General features: G+C 64.1%; 7 protein-coding genes. 4 read left to right on the top strand and 3 right to left on the bottom strand.

Annotated elements, in window-relative coordinates; genetic code table 11:
* Nucleotides 1-45 precede the first annotated feature (45 nt).
* A complete protein-coding gene (locus tag DNK34_RS08420) occupies nt 46-2,766 on the bottom strand; it encodes a cation-transporting P-type ATPase (RefSeq protein ID WP_131177501.1) in 2,721 nt (906 codons plus the stop codon).
* A gap of 135 nt (nt 2,767-2,901) precedes the next feature.
* Between DNK34_RS08420 and DNK34_RS08415 the strand changes: the two genes are divergently transcribed.
* Nucleotides 2,902-3,750: a universal stress protein gene (locus tag DNK34_RS08415; RefSeq protein WP_131177500.1), complete on the top strand. Its 849-nt coding sequence runs from the start codon at nt 2,902-2,904 to the stop codon at nt 3,748-3,750.
* 1 nt (nt 3,751) lies between these two features.
* Here DNK34_RS08415 and DNK34_RS08410 read toward each other — a convergent pair whose 3' ends face one another.
* Nucleotides 3,752-4,519 (bottom strand): lysophospholipid acyltransferase family protein, encoded by a 768-nt coding sequence (locus tag DNK34_RS08410; RefSeq protein WP_131177499.1) that lies wholly within the window; start codon nt 4,517-4,519, stop codon nt 3,752-3,754.
* A 239-nt stretch (nt 4,520-4,758) separates the two neighbouring features.
* Nucleotides 4,759-5,517, bottom strand: a complete 759-nt coding sequence (gene olsB / locus DNK34_RS08405) for an L-ornithine N(alpha)-acyltransferase (protein WP_131177498.1) — start codon at nt 5,515-5,517, stop codon at nt 4,759-4,761.
* Between the two features lie 434 nt (nt 5,518-5,951).
* On the opposite strand from olsB, the gene DNK34_RS08400 reads away from it, so the two are divergent.
* The 3 genes from DNK34_RS08400 to DNK34_RS08390 are packed head-to-tail and all read left to right on the top strand — an operon-like array spanning nt 5,952 to nt 17,988.
* Nucleotides 5,952-6,248, top strand: coding sequence for a hypothetical protein (locus DNK34_RS08400; RefSeq protein WP_131177497.1), 297 nt, complete (start codon nt 5,952-5,954; stop codon nt 6,246-6,248).
* A gap of 40 nt (nt 6,249-6,288) precedes the next feature.
* Entirely contained in the window at nt 6,289-17,529 is an 11,241-nt protein-coding gene (locus DNK34_RS08395; RefSeq protein ID WP_165497346.1) for a hemagglutinin repeat-containing protein, read from the top strand.
* Nucleotides 17,530-17,988 (top strand): hypothetical protein, encoded by a 459-nt coding sequence (locus DNK34_RS08390; protein ID WP_131177495.1) that lies wholly within the window; start codon nt 17,530-17,532, stop codon nt 17,986-17,988.
* The last annotated feature ends 157 nt before the right edge of the window (nt 17,989-18,145 follow it).

Below are 18,145 nucleotides of genomic sequence, written 5' to 3'. Positions count from 1 at the left end.
GGCCCCTGCGCCAGCCGGTCACTCTGGCGCAGGGCGTTTCCCGACCTAACGACCGCTGGGGTGCAGATCGAAGCGGCGGATCAGGGTCTTCTCCAGTTCGGCGACGCAGAACAGCAGGGCGCCGGCCGCCAGTACCCGCAGCCATTCGCTGGCGCTCAGGCCGGTAGCGCCGAACACCTGTTGCAGCGGCGGGGCGTAGGTGAACAGCAACTGCAGCACCACGCAGGCGGCAATGGCGATCAGTACGGCGGGGTTGCCCAGCAGCCCTTCGCGGTTGAGCACCGAGTCGAAGATGTGGCGGCTGTTGAACAGGTAGAAGATCTCGCACATCACCACGGTGTTGACGGCGATGGTGCGCGCGCTTTCCAGGCTGGTGCCGCGTTCCAGCTCCCAGAGGAACAGGCCCAGGGCGCCGGCCATCATCAGCACCGAGACCATCAGCACGCGCCAGACGAAGAAGCCCGACAGAAGCGGTTCGGCGGGGTCGCGCGGGGCGCGCTTCATCAGGCCGCTCTCCGAGGGTTCGAAGGCCAGGGCCAGGCCCAGGGTGCTGGAGGTGACCATGTTGATCCACAGCACCTGCACCGGGGTCAGCGGCAGGGTGAGCTGGAACAGGATCGCGCTGATGATGATCAGCGCTTCGCCGCCGTTGGTGGGCAGCATGAACAGGATGAATTTCTTCAGGTTGTCGTAGATCGCCCGGCCTTCGCGCACCGCCCCGGCGATGCTGGCGAAGTTGTCGTCGGCCAGCACCACCTCGGCCGCCTCCTTGGCCGCTTCGGTGCCCTTGCGGCCCATGGCCACGCCGACGTCGGCGCGTTTGAGGGCGGGCGCGTCGTTGACCCCGTCGCCGGTCATCGCCACCACCTGGCCGCTGGCCTGCATGGCCTGTACCAGGCGCAGCTTGTGTTCCGGGCTGGCGCGGGCGAACACCTCGACGGTGGGCAGCACCTGCGCCAGGCGCTGGTCGTCGAGCAGCTCGATCTCGGCACCGGTCATGGCCGGGCGGTCGATGCCGATGCCCAGCTGCGCGCCGATGGCGCGGGCGGTGTCGACGTGGTCGCCGGTGATCATCCGCACCGAGATGCCGGCCCGGCGGCATTCGGCGACCGCGGCGATGGCTTCCTCGCGTGGCGGATCGATGATGCCGACCAGGGCCAGCAGGCTGAAGCCCTGCTCGACGTCGGCGATGTTCAGGTTGCGTTGTTCGGCCGGCGCCGCGCGCGCGGCGATGGCCAGCAGGCGCAGGCCGCGGGCGGCCAGGTCGGTGGCCTGGCGCCGCCAGTAATCGGCGTCGAGGGGCTGTTCACTGCCGTCGCCGCCGCGCTGGCTGGCGCACATCTCGAGGATGCGCTCCGGCGCGCCCTTGAGGTAGATGACGCCGTGGCCCTGATGGTCATGGTGCAGCGTGGCCATGAAGCGGTGTTCGGACTCGAAGGGAATGACGTCGCCGCGTGGCAACTGGCCGTGCAGTTCGGCAACGTCCAGGCCGGCCTTGAGCGCCAGGGTCAGCAGGGCGCCCTCGGTCGGGTCGCCGTGCAGCAGCCAGTGGCCGTCGTTGTCCTGTTGCAGCCGGGCATCGTTGCACAGCAGGGCGGCGCGGCCGATTTCCTGCAGTTCGGCATCGCCGTCGCCGACCGCCTGGCCATGGCGCTGGAAGCCGCCCTCGGGCGCGTAGCCGACGCCGCTGACATCGACGATGGAGCTGGCGCTGACCACGCGCTGCACGGTCATTTCGTTGCGCGTCAGGGTGCCGGTCTTGTCCGAGCAGATCACCGTCACCGAACCGAGGGTCTCCACCGCCGGCAGGCGCCGCACGATGGCGTTGCGCTTGGCCATGCGCTGCACGCCGAGGGCGAGGATCACCGTCATGATCGCCGGCAGGCCTTCGGGGATCGCTGAGGCGGTCAGCGCCACCACCATCATGAACATGTCCGCCGCCGGCTGGCCGCGCCACAGGGTGCCGAGGACGAAGGTCGCCGCGCCGAACAGGACGATGGCTAGCGCCAGCCAGCGGCTGAACCGGTCGATCTGCCGCAGCAGCGGCGTGGACAGGCTCTGCACCTGGCGCAGCAGGGTGCCGATACGTCCCAGTTCGGTGTCGACGCCGGTGGCGACCACCAGGCCGACGGCCTGGCCACTGCTGACCAGGGTGCCGGAATAGGCCATGCCGCGGCGGTCGCCGAGGGCGGCGTCGGGCGCCACGGCGTCGACGGATTTTTCCACCGGCACCGATTCCCCGGTGAGGGCTGCTTCCTCGACGTTGAAGTTCTTCACGCTGAGCAGGCGCAGGTCGGCCGGCACCTTGTCGCCGGAGGCCAGCAGCACCACGTCGCCGGGCACCAGTTGTTCGGCGGGGATCTCCCGGCGTTCGCCGCCACGCAGCACCATGGCATGGGCCGAGAGCAGGTCGCGGATGGCATCCAGGGCGTTCTCGGCCTTGCCTTCCTGGATGAAGCCGATGATCGCGTTGACCAGCACCGCGGCGAGGATCACCGCGGTATCCAGCCAGTGGCCGAGCAGTGCGGTGACCAGCGACGCGGCGAGCATCATGTACAGCAGCACGTTGTGGAATTGCGCCAGCAGGCGGCGCAGGGGGCCCCGGCGTTTCGGCGGTGGCAGACGGTTGGCGCCATGCTGGTGCAGGCGCCGGGTGGCTTCGTCCTGGCTCAGGCCATCGTTGCCGCTGGCCAGTTCGTCCAGGGCGTGTTGTTTATCCAGGGCATGCCAGTGGCGTTCGGCAGCGGTGGGGTGTCGCTGGGGCATCTCGACGTTCTCCATCGGTTTCCTGGGGCAGAACGGTAGTCCGGCTGCCTGCCTGCGATCTGACCTGGGTCAAGAACCGATGCCGCATTGCGGCGTTCAATAGACATGAACCCAGTGTCAGCGAGGTGACCAACAATGAAAAAACTACTGGTGGCAACCGACCTCTCGGAGCGCTCTGCGCCAGCCATGCAGCGTGCTACGCAACTGATGCGCAAGCAGGGCGGCGGTGAATGGACATGGTTGCATGTGGTGGATGACGATGCGCCCGAAGACTTTGTAACAGCACATGTTCAGCGTGCCGAGACCCTGTTGCAGGAGCAGGCGCAGCAGGTCGCCGAGCAGGCTGGCAGCCGTCCGCGGGTATTGGTCCTGCGCGGGCAGGTGGAGGAGGTCATCGTCGAGATCGCCGAACAGTTGCACCCCGACCTGATCCTGGTCGGTCTGCACCGGCCCAGCCGTCTGCGCGACCTGTTCAGCGGCACCACGGTGGCGCGGGTCATCCGCGCCTGCCATGTGCCGGTGTTGCGCGTGACCGACAAGGTGCAGGGGGACTACGCCCATGCCCTGCTGGCGCTGGATCTGTCGCCGGCTTCGCTGCAGGCCTTGCAGCGTGCCCGCGAGCTGGATCTGCTCGACCTCGAGCACTGCGACGCGGTCTATGCCATCACGCCGATCCCGGTGAGCGTGGTGGCCGAGGTGGGCAACGACCGGCGCCTGCTGCAGGCCCAGGCCCGCGAGGCGCGCGAGCAACTGCTGCGTGGCCTGGAAGGGGCCGGCGTGAACTTGCCCGAAGCGCGTCTGCACCTGCCCGTGGGCGAGCCGGCCCATGCCCTGGAGCTGGTGAGGAAGGAGACCGCGGCGGATCTGCTGGTGATGGGCACCCATGCCCGCCAGGGGATTCAGCGTTTCCTGCTCGGCAGCATCGCCAGCCGCATGCTGGCGGACTACCTCGGCGACGTGCTGGTGGTGCCGCCGCGCGTCTGAGTCAGGCCGCCTGCCGCACACTGGTTTCGCCATACAGCGCCTGGGCGACGGCCGCCTGGGCGCGGCGGGCGAGTTCGTTGCGGTTGCCCGACTGGCTGTCGATCGGTTCCAGCAACTGGATATGCACCTCGGCGATGTCGCTGTCGAGCAGGCGCAGCAGGTGCGAGAGCATATCGTCGTCGCCGATGAAGGGGGCGACGCGGCAGGGCTGCCCGTCGCGCAGGTAACGAATGGCCACCGGCTGCAGGGCCACACCGCTTTCGATGGCGCTGCTCAGCAGGCGGCCATGGAAGGTGCGCAGGCTGGTGCCGTCGCCGGTGGTGCCCTCGGGGAAGATCAACAGGTGCCGGCCCTGCTGCAGATGACGGCCGAGCTGCTGGTTGAGCAGACTGCCGTCGCCGGCGCCGCGACGGATGAACAGGGTGCCGGCCTTGTGCGCCAGCCAGCCGGCCAGCGGCCAGGTGCGCACCTCGGCCTTGGACAGGAACGACAGCGGCGCGAGCCTGCCGAGCAGGGGGATGTCCGCCCAGGACACGTGATTGCTCAGCCACAGCATGGGTGTCCGCGGCAGTTCGCCATGCACCTGCAGGCGGAACGGCAGGGCATTGCCGAGGCGGGCAAGGAACCAGCGCGTCAGGCGTTGGCGCAGGCCCATCAGGTCGCGCCGGGTCAGGCGTTCCAGGGGCGTGAACAGGGTGGCGAGCAGCAGGCCGAGGCCGATCACCGCCAGCAGACGTGCCAGGCGCAGGTACAAACGCAGTTTTCCCATCGATGACTCCAGGGTCGTGCTCGCCGCCTCGGCATCGCTGCGGCGAAGGGCGTGAGGCTCGGGTTGGCGCTTGCGCTGGTTGCCTCGGCTCGGGCCTCCTGCTTCGCCCTACCTCCTGCATCCATGCAGTCGTCGCCAACGTTTTTCAACGGCCGGTTACGGCTCTACCGGCGTGGCGCCGGCGCCGCACTGTTTACCGCGCCTGGCCGGCGCGGGCAAGGTGCGGGCACGCCAGGCGCTCAGACCGCGGCCTTGAAGTGCCGGGCGTAGCGTGGGCAGAGCTCGTCGCGCTTGAGCAGGATGAACACGTCGGCGACCTGGAAATCGCGATCCCAGCAGGGCTCGCCGCAGACCTTGGCGCCCAGGCGCATGTAGGCCTTGAGCAGTGGCGGCATTTCCGCGATGACGTTGCCCGGCAGGTCCAGCGCTGGCAGCGGGGTCTTCGGTTCCGCCCGCAGGTACTCGGTGCACAGGTGGCGCTCGCGCAGGCGCTGCATGATCGCCTGGGCCTGGATGCCGCCATCCTGCATGGGGATGCTGGCGCAGCCCATCAGGTAGCGGTAGCCGCCTTCGTTGAGCACTTCGGCCAGCTCGGCCCAGAGCACGGCGATGGTGGCGCCGTTGCGGTAGGCGCCGTCGACGCAGGTCCGGCCGATTTCCAGCAATGGCCCGGCGAGGTGCGGCAGGCCGTGCAGGCTGAATTCCTCTTCGCTGTAGAAACGCCCCAGGTGGGCGGCGGCCTGATGGTCGAGCAGGCGGGTGGTGGCGACCAGTTCGCCGCTGTTGAGGTCGCGCACGCCGATGTGGCGGCAGTGGTTGTCGTAATCGTCGACGTCCAGGCCCGCTTCGGCGCCCTTGAGCTTGGCGTCGAACTCGGCGCTGAATACGCGAAAACGCAGGGCCTGGGCTTCACGCAGAGCCTTGGCACCGGTCAGGCGTTCGGCCTGCAGGCGGCGGGGAGCGGTCGTACGTATGCGTGCGATGGCGTTCTGGGTCATGCCTTACCTCCGTTACGGGCCGGTCGTGCAGCCTGGATGATGCTGCGAGCGCCAGCCGGGATTAGCCCGCTTGTGCCTGCCGCTCCGAGTGATCTCAGGACGGCAGACTCAGGCTAGGCAGACCCGGTGTCATGACTGTGAAGCTTCGGTGATGCTTGTGTGACAGGCCCCGGCGAGGCGCCGCGCCTGGCTCTACGGCGTGGGAAAAGCGTTTGGCCGATGCCTTGAGCGCCTTGGGGCGTTTTCGTACTGATGTTTTCATGCGGTCGCCTCGGGGCCCGTGTCCTATCGCCATGGGGCCTCGTGGCCAGGTTGTGAAACGCAGCACATTCATCTGAGCGAAAAATGAGCGGTAGGTCTCGGGGCGTACGAAGAGGGTGATGGCACAATGCCGCGCATCGGCAGGGATGTCCTTTCTTCTCCAGGTATGGATCATGACGCGTTCGTTATTTCCCTTGTTTTTCGTGGCCGCGCCCTGGTTGGCGCTGGCCCAGCCCCCGCAGTCGGGGCTGCCCTCGCCACTGGATCGGGAGAGGAGCCGCGAGCGTCAGGAGCGCTCCGTACGCGGCCTCGACGTGATGCAGGTCGAAGGGCGCGGCAGCCCGAGCCGGCACGACCACGGCCAGCTTCGCGTTGCCTCGCCCACCATGGTCCCTTCCCTGGAACACCCGCACGCCATCCCTGGCAAGGGAGAGCGGCCGGTGCACTTCCGTCTCGACGTTTTCTTCTGATTTTTCGTTTTCTGATTCGATGCGCCTTGGAGTCATTGACATGGACGTTCGCCGCCCCTTCTTCCAGAACATCGCCCTGATTCTCGCTGGCGTGCTGTTCCTCAACCCCATCGTCGCCACGGCGGCGCAACTGGCGGTGGACAGCGCCGCTGGCGGTAATACCAGCCTGGGCCAGGCGGGCAACGGCGTGCCCATCGTCAACATCGCCACGCCCAATGGCAGCGGCCTGTCGCACAACAAATTCAGCGACTACAACGTCGGCCAGCAGGGGCTGATCCTCAACAACGCCACCGAGCGCCTGCAGGGCACCCAGCAGGGCGGCATCATCCTCGGCAACCCGAACCTGAGCGGCCGGGCGGCGGGGGTGATCCTCAACGAAGTCACCGGCAGCAACCGCAGCCAGCTCCAGGGCTACACCGAGGTGGCGGGGCAGGCGGCCCACGTCATCGTCGCCAACCCCCACGGCATCAGCTGCGACGGCTGCGGCTTCCTCAACACCCCGCGCGCGACCCTGAGCACCGGCACGCCGGTGATCGACAATGGCCAGCTGCGCAGCTTCGACGTCAATGGCGGCGACATCGCCATCGAGGGCGCCGGCCTGAATGCCAGCAACCTCGACCAGTTCGACCTGATCACCCGCAGCGCCAAGCTCAATGCCGAGCTGCACGCCCAGCGCCTGAACGTGATCACCGGGCGCAACGAAGTGGATGCCGCGACCCTGCAGGCCACGGCCAAGGCGGCCGACGGCAGCGAGGCGCCGCTGCTGGCCATCGATAGCTCGGCGCTGGGCGGCATGTACGCCGGGGCGATTCGTCTGGTCGGTACCGAGGCTGGTGTGGGGGTGAAGCTGGCCGGCGACCTGGCGGCCAGCGCCGGGGATATCCAGATCGAGGCCAATGGCCAACTGACTGTCGCCAATGCCGCGGCCAGCGGGCAGATCGCCGTCCTGGCCGGGCAGGTGGAAACCCAGGGCCAGGTGTACGCCGGCACGCGTCTCGATGTTCAGGCTCAGGGCAATCTGGTGAACCGCGGCAGCCTGGCTGCCCGTGACAGACTAGCGCTGAGCAGCGGGGCGACCCTCGAGAATCGGGGACACGTCGAGGCCGGGGTGAATGCTGACAATAGCCGCAACGGTACTGGTACTGTCGAGCTCGTCGGCCAGCAGGTGCGCAACGCCGGCAGCGTGGTCGCCAGTCGTGATGTGCATGTCGAGGCCAAGGGTGAACTCGATAACAGCGGTGGCCATATCGCCAGCCAGGGCGATCTGGCTGCCGAGGTCGGGCAACTGACTCAGGTCGCCGGTGAGCTGCTGGCCGAAGGCGATCTGCGCTTGACGGGGCAGCGTCTGGACAACCGGAAGGGCGTTGTCGCTGCCAATGGTCAGTTGGCCCTGACGGCGGACGCCATCGACAACCGTGGTGGGGAAATCTCCAGCCGCGGTACCGTGAGCCTGACCGCCACCAGCCTGGACAACAGCGACAGTGGCCGCCTGCTGGCGGCGCACCTCAACCTTGCTGCGGTGCGCCTGCTCAACCGCGACCAGGGGCTGATCTTCGGCCGTGATCAGGTTCACCTCAGCGGCGCCCACCTGAACAATGCCGGCGGCACCCTCGCCAGCGATACCCGCGTGCTGATCGAGCTCACCGCCCGCGCTGGTGATCCGGCCCGCGACGGCCAACTGATCAACAGTGAAGGGAAACTCAGCAGCGAAGGCACATTGAGCGTCAGCGCGGCTGGGGTCGACAACAGCGGCGGTAATCTTTCCAGTGCTGGCGCCATGCAGATCACCAGCCAGGGCGCACTGCTCAATCAGCAGGGGCGCCTGCTTACCGATGCCGGGCTGGTGCTGCGCAGCGCTGGTCTGGACAACCGCCATGGCCAGATCTCCGCGGTGGAGCATCTGAGCGTCACGACCGGGCGCTTCGATAACGACAGCGGCCGCCTGACCGGCAGCGCCACTCTCGATTTGCAGACCGGCCAGATCAGCAACGCCCAGGGACGTATAGCCACCAGTGGCCCCTTGTCGGTGCAGGCCAGCGGTCTGGCGCAGCAGGGTGGTGAGCTGTTCAGCCAGAGCCGCCTCACCCTCGACCTCAACGGCGGGGATCTGAATAACGACGCTGGCTTGCTGCATGCACCCGACCGACTGCTGTTGAACAACCTGGGGGCGGTGAGTAACCGCCAGGGCGAAATCTCCAGCAGTCAGGGCTTCAGCCTGGCTGCGACGAGCCTGGACAATGCCCAGGGCCGACTGCTCTCCGAACGGAACCTGACCCTGCGTATCCAGGGCGTGTTGGACAACCTGGCGGGGCTGATCAGTGCCAAGGGCGTCGACCTGCGCGCCAAGGGTCTGGTCAACGAGGCGGGCACGCTGTTCGCACGCGATGACCTCGCCATCGACGTCACAGGCACCCTCAGCAACGCCAGCAAGGGCCTCATTCAGAGTGCCGGCGACTTGCGCCTCGCCAGCGGCATGCTGAGTAATGCCGGCGGCACGCTGCTGGCCGGCCAGGCTCTCGACCTGCGCAGCGCTGGCGCCGTGGACAATCGCAACGGCGGTCTGATCAACAGCCAGGGCACCTTGACCGTAGATGCCGCTTCGCTGGACTCCAGCCAGGGCGGTGAAGTCTCGGCCAAGGGCGACTTGCGGTTGAGCCTCGACCGCCTGACCCAGCAGCAGGGGGCCTTGATCGGCGAAAGCGCCCTGACCCTCGACTTGCGCCAGGGCGAGCTGGACAACCAGCAAGGCCTGATCACCAGCAACGGCCCGCTGACCCTCAGCAACCTGCGCGCTCTCGATAACCGTGGCGGTGAGGTCTCCAGCCTCGGCGTCCTGGCTCTGGCCGCGGCCAGCCTGAACAACCAGAACGGGCACCTGATCAGTCGTGAGTGGCTGCGCCTGAGCCTGGGCCATAGCGACAACCAGGGTGGCTTGCTCTCCGGCTGGCAGGGCCTGCAACTGATCGGCACAACCCTCGACAACCGCCAGCTCGGTACGCTCTCCAGCCGCGATGGCGACCTCGACGTGCAACTTACCGGCGCGCTGCTCAACAGCGGCGAAGGTGCCCTGGTGGCCGCTGGCCGTCTCGACGTCGATGCCGACAGCCTGGACAACAGTGATCGAGGCATCCTCTCCAGCGGTGCCGGTCAGCACCTGCTGATCGCACAGGATCTGGATAACCGTGGCGGGCAGATCGACGCCAGTGGAAACCTGGTTATCGACACCGGGAGTCTGAGCAATGCAGGTGGTTCGCTGCTGGCTCGTCAGGATCTGACGCTCTCCAGCGGTGGGCTGGACAATGCCGGCGGGCGCATCAGCGCCAGCGGTGCCGCCACGCTCAACGTCGACGGCACACTCGTTAACACGGCCGGGCAGCTGGCCAGCGGCGGGCCACTGCGCATCGACGCCAAGACCCTGAACAACCAGGGCGGCACCCTGGCCAGCCAGAGCACCGGCCACTTCGCCGTCACCCAGTTGAACAACAGCGACAGCGGCACCCTGGCTGCCAACGGTGCACTCCACCTCGATGTCGCTGGGGCCGCGCACAACCGTGCGGACGGTCTGATCTACAGCCGCGATGCCAATTTGCACCTGAACGCCGCTAGTCTCGACAACAGCGGTGGTGCCATCCAGGGGCAGGGCGACCTGCTGCTGAACATCGGCGCGGCGCTGAACAACCAGAGCGGCACTCTGCAGAGCCGTACGGGTGCCGTCGAACTCACAGCCGCCAGCCTCGACAATCGCCAGGGCACCCTGGCCAGTCTGGAAGACTGGGTGCGCATTCGTCTTTCGGGTTGGCTGCGCAACGGTGCCAGCGAGCAGGGCGGCCTGATTCAGGGCCAGCACCTCGACCTGCTGGTCGCTGGCAACCTCGACAACACGGCCGGACGCATCCACGCCTTGGGCGGCGCGGCCACGCTGCAGGCCGGCGCCTTCGACAACCAGAACGGTACTCTATATGCCCAGGGCGATCTGCTGCTGCGTGGCGGCGACCTGAACAACCGGAGCGGCAAGATAGGGGCGGCCAATATCGCCCTGGAACACGACAGCAGTGCCGTGCTGAACAACCAGCAGGGTATCGTCGAAAGTCGCGGCGCCCTGCGCCTGCAAGGCGCCAGCCTGAACAACCAGGGCGGCCAGTTGCGTGCCCTGGGCACTAGCGGCACGACCTTCTTCACCCTGGGTGGGCTGCTGGACAACCGCAGCGGCCTCCTTGAAACGGCCAACCGCGACCTGACCCTGAACCTCGGCAGCCTGCTCAACCAGAATGGCAAGCTGCTGCACGCCGGCAGCGGTGAGTTCGGTGTCGCCCTGGCGCAGGTCGCCAGGGCTGGCGGCAGCTTCGTCACGCAAGGCAGCCTGACCCTCAAGGCCGACAGCTGGAGCAACGACAGCATCCTTCAGGCCGGGCACCTGACCCTGGATATCGGCACTTTCGAGCAGACCGCCAACGGGCAACTGCTGGCCACCGGTTCGCTGACCGGCAAAGGCGGCAACTGGATCAACCACGGCCTGATCGCCAGTGACGGCCCCCTCAGCCTGACCCTCAGTGGTGGCTACAGCGGCAACGGTAGGGTCACCAGCCAGGGCGACCTCGACGTCAAGGCGGCGCGCTTGAGCCTGAGCGATACCGCCAGCATCACCGCTGGTGGCGCAGCCACCTTCGCACTCGGTGGTGCTCTGCTCAACCAGGGCCGCCTGACCTCCGCCGAAAACCTGACCCTCAGCGCCACCAGCCTGAACAACCAGGGCACCCTGGGCAGTGCCGGACGCCTGATCCTGACCACGCCGAGCCTGGTCAACGAGAACGGCCTGCTGTTCAGCGGCGACGACATGGCGCTGTACGTCGATACCTTCATTAACCGGTATGCGGATGTTTATAGCCTGGGGAATATTTTCCTGGCCAGGAATGCCTCAGGGGCCATGGCCAGCCGCCTGGACAATCTATCCGCGACGTTGGAGGCCGTCGGCGATACGACGTTGAGGGTCGGCATACTCGACAACGCGCGTGATCGTCTACTTATCGAATCAGGTATCTACAGCGCTCGTATCGACGAACGCTTCTGTGTCCAGCCAGGCATCGATTGCAGTGGAAAACGAAGTTCCTGGTTCGAGATCACCCAGCGTGATCGGTTGCAGGTCACCGAGGCAAGCGCCATGTCGCAGATCGTGGCCGGCGGTGATCTGCGTATTTATGGTGATGTGCTGAACAACAACAGCAGTCTGATCAGTGCAGGCGGCGATTTTTCGGCCGACCTCCGCCGTTTGGACAACAGTGGCGTAGAGGAGGGGGAAATCCAGACCACGCGTATGTTCCGGTTGGTACGCATGGACGGCAAGTACATCGTTCGCCACCAGAACAATGCGCAGGCATTCACCCAGCAGTATTGGCATGAGAGCGCCGGATACGATCAGCAGCGCACGGGTGAAATCGCTGGCGCCATCAACCGCATCATCAGCGATGGCGATTTTGAACAGGAGCTTCATAGCTACGGCAGCCGCACCATCCTGAGTAGCGGTGATCAGCGTTATGCCGGGATCATCCAGGCGGCTGGCAACGTTGCCATCAATGCTCAGCAAAACGTCGGCAACGGTGTGACGCGTCCCGGTTCGACACACGTAATCAGTGGCAACCGTAGTGGCTCGACTAGCGCAGGGGCGGCGGATTCGTTCATTCCGATCACCCTGAACTCCCAGCTTCCCCCCGACCTCGCCCAACAACAGATCAATCCGCTGACCTTGCCAGGTTTCAGCCTGCCCAGCGGCCAGAACGGACTGTTCCGCCTCAGTGACCAGGCCGGCAGCGACAGCCAGGTAGGTGAGTCGGCCAGCGGCCAGCAGTGGGCGTTGGCCGGTACGACTCTCGATCAGGCTCAGCGTGACAGCGCTAACGGCATGCAGATAGACGGTGTCTTTGTCGGCCACCTAGGGCAGGCACCGGGTGCTGTACCGATTGCAACGAACCAGCCCCACAAATACCTGATCGAAACCAACCCGGCGCTGACCGAACTGAACCGCTTCCTCAGCTCCGACTACATGCTCGACCTGCTCGGCTACGACCCCGATCAGGCGCAGAAGCGCCTGGGCGACGGCCTCTACGAGCAGCGCCTGATCCGCGAGGCCATCGTCGCGCGCACCGGCCAGCGCTTCATCGCCGGGCTGGACAGCGACGAAGCCATGTTCCGCTACCTGATGAACAACGCCATCGCCAGCAAGGAAGCGCTGAACCTGGGGCTGGGGGTGAGCCTGAGCGCCGAACAGGTGGCGGCGCTGACCCACGACATCGTGTGGATGGAAGAACAGGAAGTGCTGGGCGAAAAAGTCCTGGTGCCGGTGCTCTACCTGGCCCAGGCCGAAGGCCGTCTGGCACCCAACGGCGCGCTGATCCAGGGCCGCGACGTAGCGCTGATCAGCGGTGGCGACCTGAGCAACCAGGGCACTCTGCGTGCCAGCGGCGAGCTCGATGTGCAGGCGGTCAATATCGCCAACAGTGGCCTGTTGCAGGCCAGCGAGCGCCTGCAACTGCTGGCCGAAGACAGTATTCGCAATGCCCAGGGCGGCATCATCGCCGGGCGCGACGTGAGCCTGGTAGCGGGCAACGACATCGTCAACGAGCGCACGGCCAACCTGCAGCAGAGCAGCCTGGGCGACCGCGCCTGGGCCACCAGCTTCGTCGACAGCGCTGCCCGCATCGAAGCGAGCGACAGCCTCAGCCTGGCGGCCGGGCGTGACGTGAGCAACCTCGGCAGCGTGCTCGACAGCCGTGGCGACCTGACCATCGAAGCCGGTCGCGACCTGACCATCGCCTCGGTGCAGGACGTGCAGCACCAGTCGCGGGGCAGCAACTTCCTCAACGAGCGGGTGACCCAGCTGGGCGCCGAAGTGAGCGCCGGTCGCGACCTGCAGGTCAGCGCGGGGCGCGATCTGGGCGTGGTTGCCAGTCAGGTCACTGCAGGCCGTGACCTCGATCTGGGGGCCGGGCGCGACCTGGTGCTGTCCAGTGCGGCGGACGAGAGCCACACCTATTTCAAGAGCAAGAAGGTCACCTCGATCAATGACCGAGTTACCCAGCAGTCGAGCGAGATCCAGGCTGGCGGGAATACCACATTGGTCGCGGGTGAGAGCATCACTGTTGTGGCCAGCAAAGTGGGGGCGGGTGCCGATATCGTGCTCAGTGCGGGTGAGGACATCAATCTGGATGCCGCGCAGAACGAGCAATACAGCTACTTCTACAAGAAAAAGAAAGGCGGGCTATTCAGCAGCAGCAAGGAGCGGATGAGTGAGAGTCAGAGCAGTGAAGCGGTGCTTAGCACCCTCTCTGCGGGCAATGATTTGGTCGTGCTTGCCCAGAATGACATCGCCGCTCGTGGTGCGCGACTCATCAGTGATCAGGATATCTATCTGAGTGCTGGAAACGATGTGGTTTTGGCTGCTGCCGAGAACTCTCAGAGTTCAGCCCAGGCCAAATCCAAAAGCCGGCTGTTTTCCAGCAAGGCCAGCAGCCAGAGTTCGGGTAGCACCACGGTGGTCGGCACCGAGCTCGAGGGGCGCAATGTCACCGTACAGGCGGACAACGACATCTTCATGCACGCTGCCGGCCTGCGTGCCGATAACGCCATCAGCCTGGAAGCGGGGCGTGACATCGATGTGGGGACGGCGCAGCAAGACCAGTATTCGAGCCAGGCCAGCAAGTCCAGTTCGCTGAAGTGGCACATCTTCGACTCCCTGGCTACCAATGGCTCCCTCACGCTCGAGCAGAAGGCCAAGGCGGCGCAGTCGACATCTTCCCTGGAGGTAGGCAGTACGCTGAGCGGCGCGACCATCGATATGGTCAGTGGCCGGGATACCGCCATCCGGGGCAGCACCCTGGTAGCCGACCAGGACATACGTGTCGACGCCGGTCGTAACCTGTTCATCACCAGCGGTGAAAGCAAGGACGACTCCAGCGCCAAGTCGAGTTCGAAGAAGTCCGGGGAGATCGGCAACTGGTGGCAAGGTGCGACGGGGGTCGTGAGTCTCAAACAGAGCAGCGAAAACAGCACCACCCAACAGTTGGGAAGCCAGATCGCCTCACTGGGCGGTGATGTCGAGTTGACGGCCGGTGAAGCTTATCGACAGCAGGCGAGCCAGGTGATCGCGCCGCAGGGCGATGTCGCTATCACTGCCAAACGTGTCGATATCGAGGCAGGTTACGACCTGCTCAGTGCCAGCCAGAAACAGAGTTCGAACCGAACCGCTGTCGGTGGCACTGTCAGTTCGCCACTTATCGACGCAGTACAAGGCGCCCAGCGCATGATCAATGCCGCAGGTGACACCCAGGACAGCCGATTGACTGCATTGGCTGCAGTCAACACGGCAATGAGTGGCTACCAGGCCTACGAAGGGGCACAAACGCTGGCCAGTGGTGATCTCACGGGCTTCAAGATCAGTGTCAACCTGAGCAATAGTAAAAGCCAGAGTAGTGGTAGCCAGTCTGGGCAGAACGTCGTTGCCAGCAGTATCGCCGCAGGGGGCGACATCACCATCAATGCGACAGGGGACGGTGACAACAGCAACCTGAATATCGTGGGCAGCACCCTCGATGCAGGTCGCAACGTGTCGCTCAACGCCGATGGCAGTGTCAATCTGAGTGCAACCCAGAACACCGCCAACCTGCAGGGCAAGGACAGCAACAGCGGCTGGAGTGCGGGGGTAGGCTTCGGAGTAGGCCAACAGAACGGGTTCACCCTCGAATTGGCGGCCAACAAAGGCAAAGGGATGTCTGAGGGGGAGGCGGTAACCTATACCAATACGTTGGTGAACGCTGGCGAAAAAGTCACCCTCAACAGCGGTGGCGACACCAACCTCAGAGGCGCGATCGTCACTGCCAAGCAAGTCACGGCGGAGGTGGGTGGTGACCTGAACCTGGCCAGCCTGCAAGACATCGACAACTACAAATCGAAACAGCAAAGCGCAGGCGTTGGCCTCAGCCTGTGCATTCCGCCTTTCTGTGCGGGCGTGTCCACGGTATCTGGGAGCTTCAGTCAGCAGAAAATCGACAGCGAGTACGCGAGCGTTGGTCAGCAAACCGGTATCAAGGCCGGCGATGGTGGCTTCCAGATCAATGTGGCGGGCAACACTGACCTGAAAGGCGCGGTCATTGCCAGCAATGACAAGGCTGTGGAAGACGACAAGAACCGTCTGACGAGCGCAACACTCACTCACTCCGATATCGAGAACAAAGCCGAATATAAAGGCAACAGCATCAGCCTGAGTGGTAGCTACAGCGGCGCTGCCCATGATAAGCAGGGCCAGGTCATCAACGGCACGGATGGCAAGCCTTTACACGAGGCAGGAGTTACCGCAGGCACACCCATAGCGCTGAGTGCCAGTGGCAACGACAGCAGTACGACGCATAGCGGCATCAGTGCTGGTGCTATCACCATCACCAATGAAGCGAAGCAACAGGAACTGACTGGGCAGACGGCCGAAGAGGCAGTGGCCGGTGTTAACCGCGATGTCTCCAGCGACAAGGATGGCAGCAATACGCTCAAGCCCATCTTTGACCGCAAGGAAGTGGAGGCGGGTTTCGAGATCACCGAGCAGTTCGTGCGCAATGTGGGCACCTTCCTGGAGCAGCGCTCGCAGGAGTCCACTCAGGCCAAACGCGATCTGGAAGCGGAGTTGGCCAAGCCGGTCGAGCAACGCGACAACGCGAGGATCGAGCAGCTTGCCGGTACCGTCGAGAGCAATGCTACCTGGGAGGTCGGTGGGCTTGGGCGCACCCTGGTGTCGGCCATCAGTGGCGCGGCGGGCGGCAACGTCATGGGCGGTGGCGGGCAGCTTCTCCAGGGGGCGGCAGTCAACTACCTGCAAGGGCTGGCCACGGAACAGGTGAAGGCGATAGCCGACCATCTGGATTCGGAGACGGCGCGCACCGCCTTGCACGGCATCGTCGGTTGCGTGGGAGCCGCGGCACAGAGCCAGAGTTGTGGCGGTGGAGCGCTGGGCGGCAGCGCGAGCGTGGTGCTGAACAACTTGCTGGACACGCTGAGCGATCAGACTGCTTCAGGGATGACCGATGAGCAGAAGCAGAACCGCCTGAACCTGATCGGCACGCTGGTAGCGGGCATCACGGCAGCGGCGGGCGGGGAGGTGGCGGTTGCGGCGAATGCGGCGCAGATCGAGACCGAACATAACTTCCTGGGGCCAGCCTCCGCCGAACGCCTGGCGGAAGCGCGGGAGCAACTGAAGAACAAAACCTACTCGGTAGAGTCGCTCCGGGAACTGATCTCCATGGATCAGTCCGATCAGCGCAGTGATGCGCTGCTGAGCAAGTACATCGCGGACAAGGACTCGCTGAGCGAGGATGAGGCAGCGAGGCTGGGCGGCTACCTACAGCTCTATTACTACGAGATGGCCAGCAAGCATGGCGAGCAGTCTGCGGATCAAGCTGTGGCGTCCCTGTTGTCAGGCAATCCTGCGTGGCTGGGATACCAGTTCCCATACGCTGGAACCAGCGAGCAGAAGGATGCGGCAGCACTTGCCTTGGGGTATGGCTTTTTCAACACTCGAGCCAAGAGTGAAAACGAGCAGTTGTATACGGACGCCACGAAGCTGCTGCAGATCCATAACGAAACGCAGGGGCTAGCTAATCTGGGAGATCCGGCCATCTACTTCCTGAGTGGTGCTGTAGGGAGTGGAGTAAGGGCTACTGCAGCTACGAACGGTGCCTTGCAACTGACCTATGCTGGAACCCAGGCGGCTGATGGTGATGGCTGGAATGCGGCTGGCAACGCTGTCGTCGGGCTACTGGGCATTGCTTCGTTGAAAGCTCCTACCGTAGTCACCTCCTTGGACGGAGCGCTGGTAGGGGGTAATCTTGATACAGCGTTAGCCGTTCCAGCGTGGCTGCGTTATGGTGCTGCGTTGGATGGGAATGGGGCAAAAAGCGCAGGTGAGGTTGCCTCTATAGGCGGAAAGACCTGTGTTTATAACTGTGTTGTTGATGGCGTGACTCGTTATGTTGGAATAACCGACGACATAGTTAAGCGTGGTCAAGCTCACCTCAGAGAAAAAGGTATAGTGGTTTCAAAAATCAGAGGGCTGGACAATATTTCTCGTGCTGACGCACGGGCAGTTGAGCAAACACTGATCGATTACCATGGCCTTGGTAAAGATGGCGGCACGTTAATCAATAAAATCAACTCCATATCGTCTGTCAAAAACCCGACCAAGTATGAGCAGGGTTTGATTCGCGGTGCTGAGCTGCTGAAAAAAGCTGGATATGAAGGATTTTAAATGGCTAAGAAAGTAAAGTTGGGCGATATTTTGCAGGTGTTAACCTCGCAAGGTGTCGCATATGCGCAAGTTACTCATAAGCACCCAGAGTTCGGTTTTTTAATTCGTGTTTTCCCCGGGTTTCATAATGAACAACTAAAAGATTTTTCAGCGATGGTCGAGGGCGAGCCACAATTTTCTGCATTCTTTGTTGTTCAAAGTGCGGTAAATCAAGGCCTCCTATCCGTTGTGGCAAATGTCCCGGTTCCCGAAAGGTTACAGGTATTTCCTATATTCCGTTCCAGGAATGGCGGGCCGGGTGGTTCCCTTTGGCTGTGGGATGGTAAAGAGTCATTTCGACTCGAAAGAGAATTTAGGCCTAATGAACTGGAGTATCCGACAGAAGGAATTGTCAGTGCGCCATTGCTTGTTGAGCGTATTGAAAATAATTACAGAGCGGAGACTCATGAGGTCTGGTGAGTAACGCGGTAAAAGAAAAGGGGACAGATTCTGAGGAATCCCCACAAATCTACTCCAGTTGCTGAGCTTGGCGGCGCACCTCATCACGCAGCAGTAGTTCCATTTCAGCCAGTACGGAGTTGGGCAAATCGTTTGCTGAGCGCCCCAGGTATTCGAG

It is taken from the genome of Phytopseudomonas dryadis (assembly GCF_004327355.1).
Lineage (GTDB): Bacteria > Pseudomonadota > Gammaproteobacteria > Pseudomonadales > Pseudomonadaceae > Aquipseudomonas > Aquipseudomonas dryadis.
This window is presented reverse-complemented; position numbering and strand designations above follow the sequence as displayed.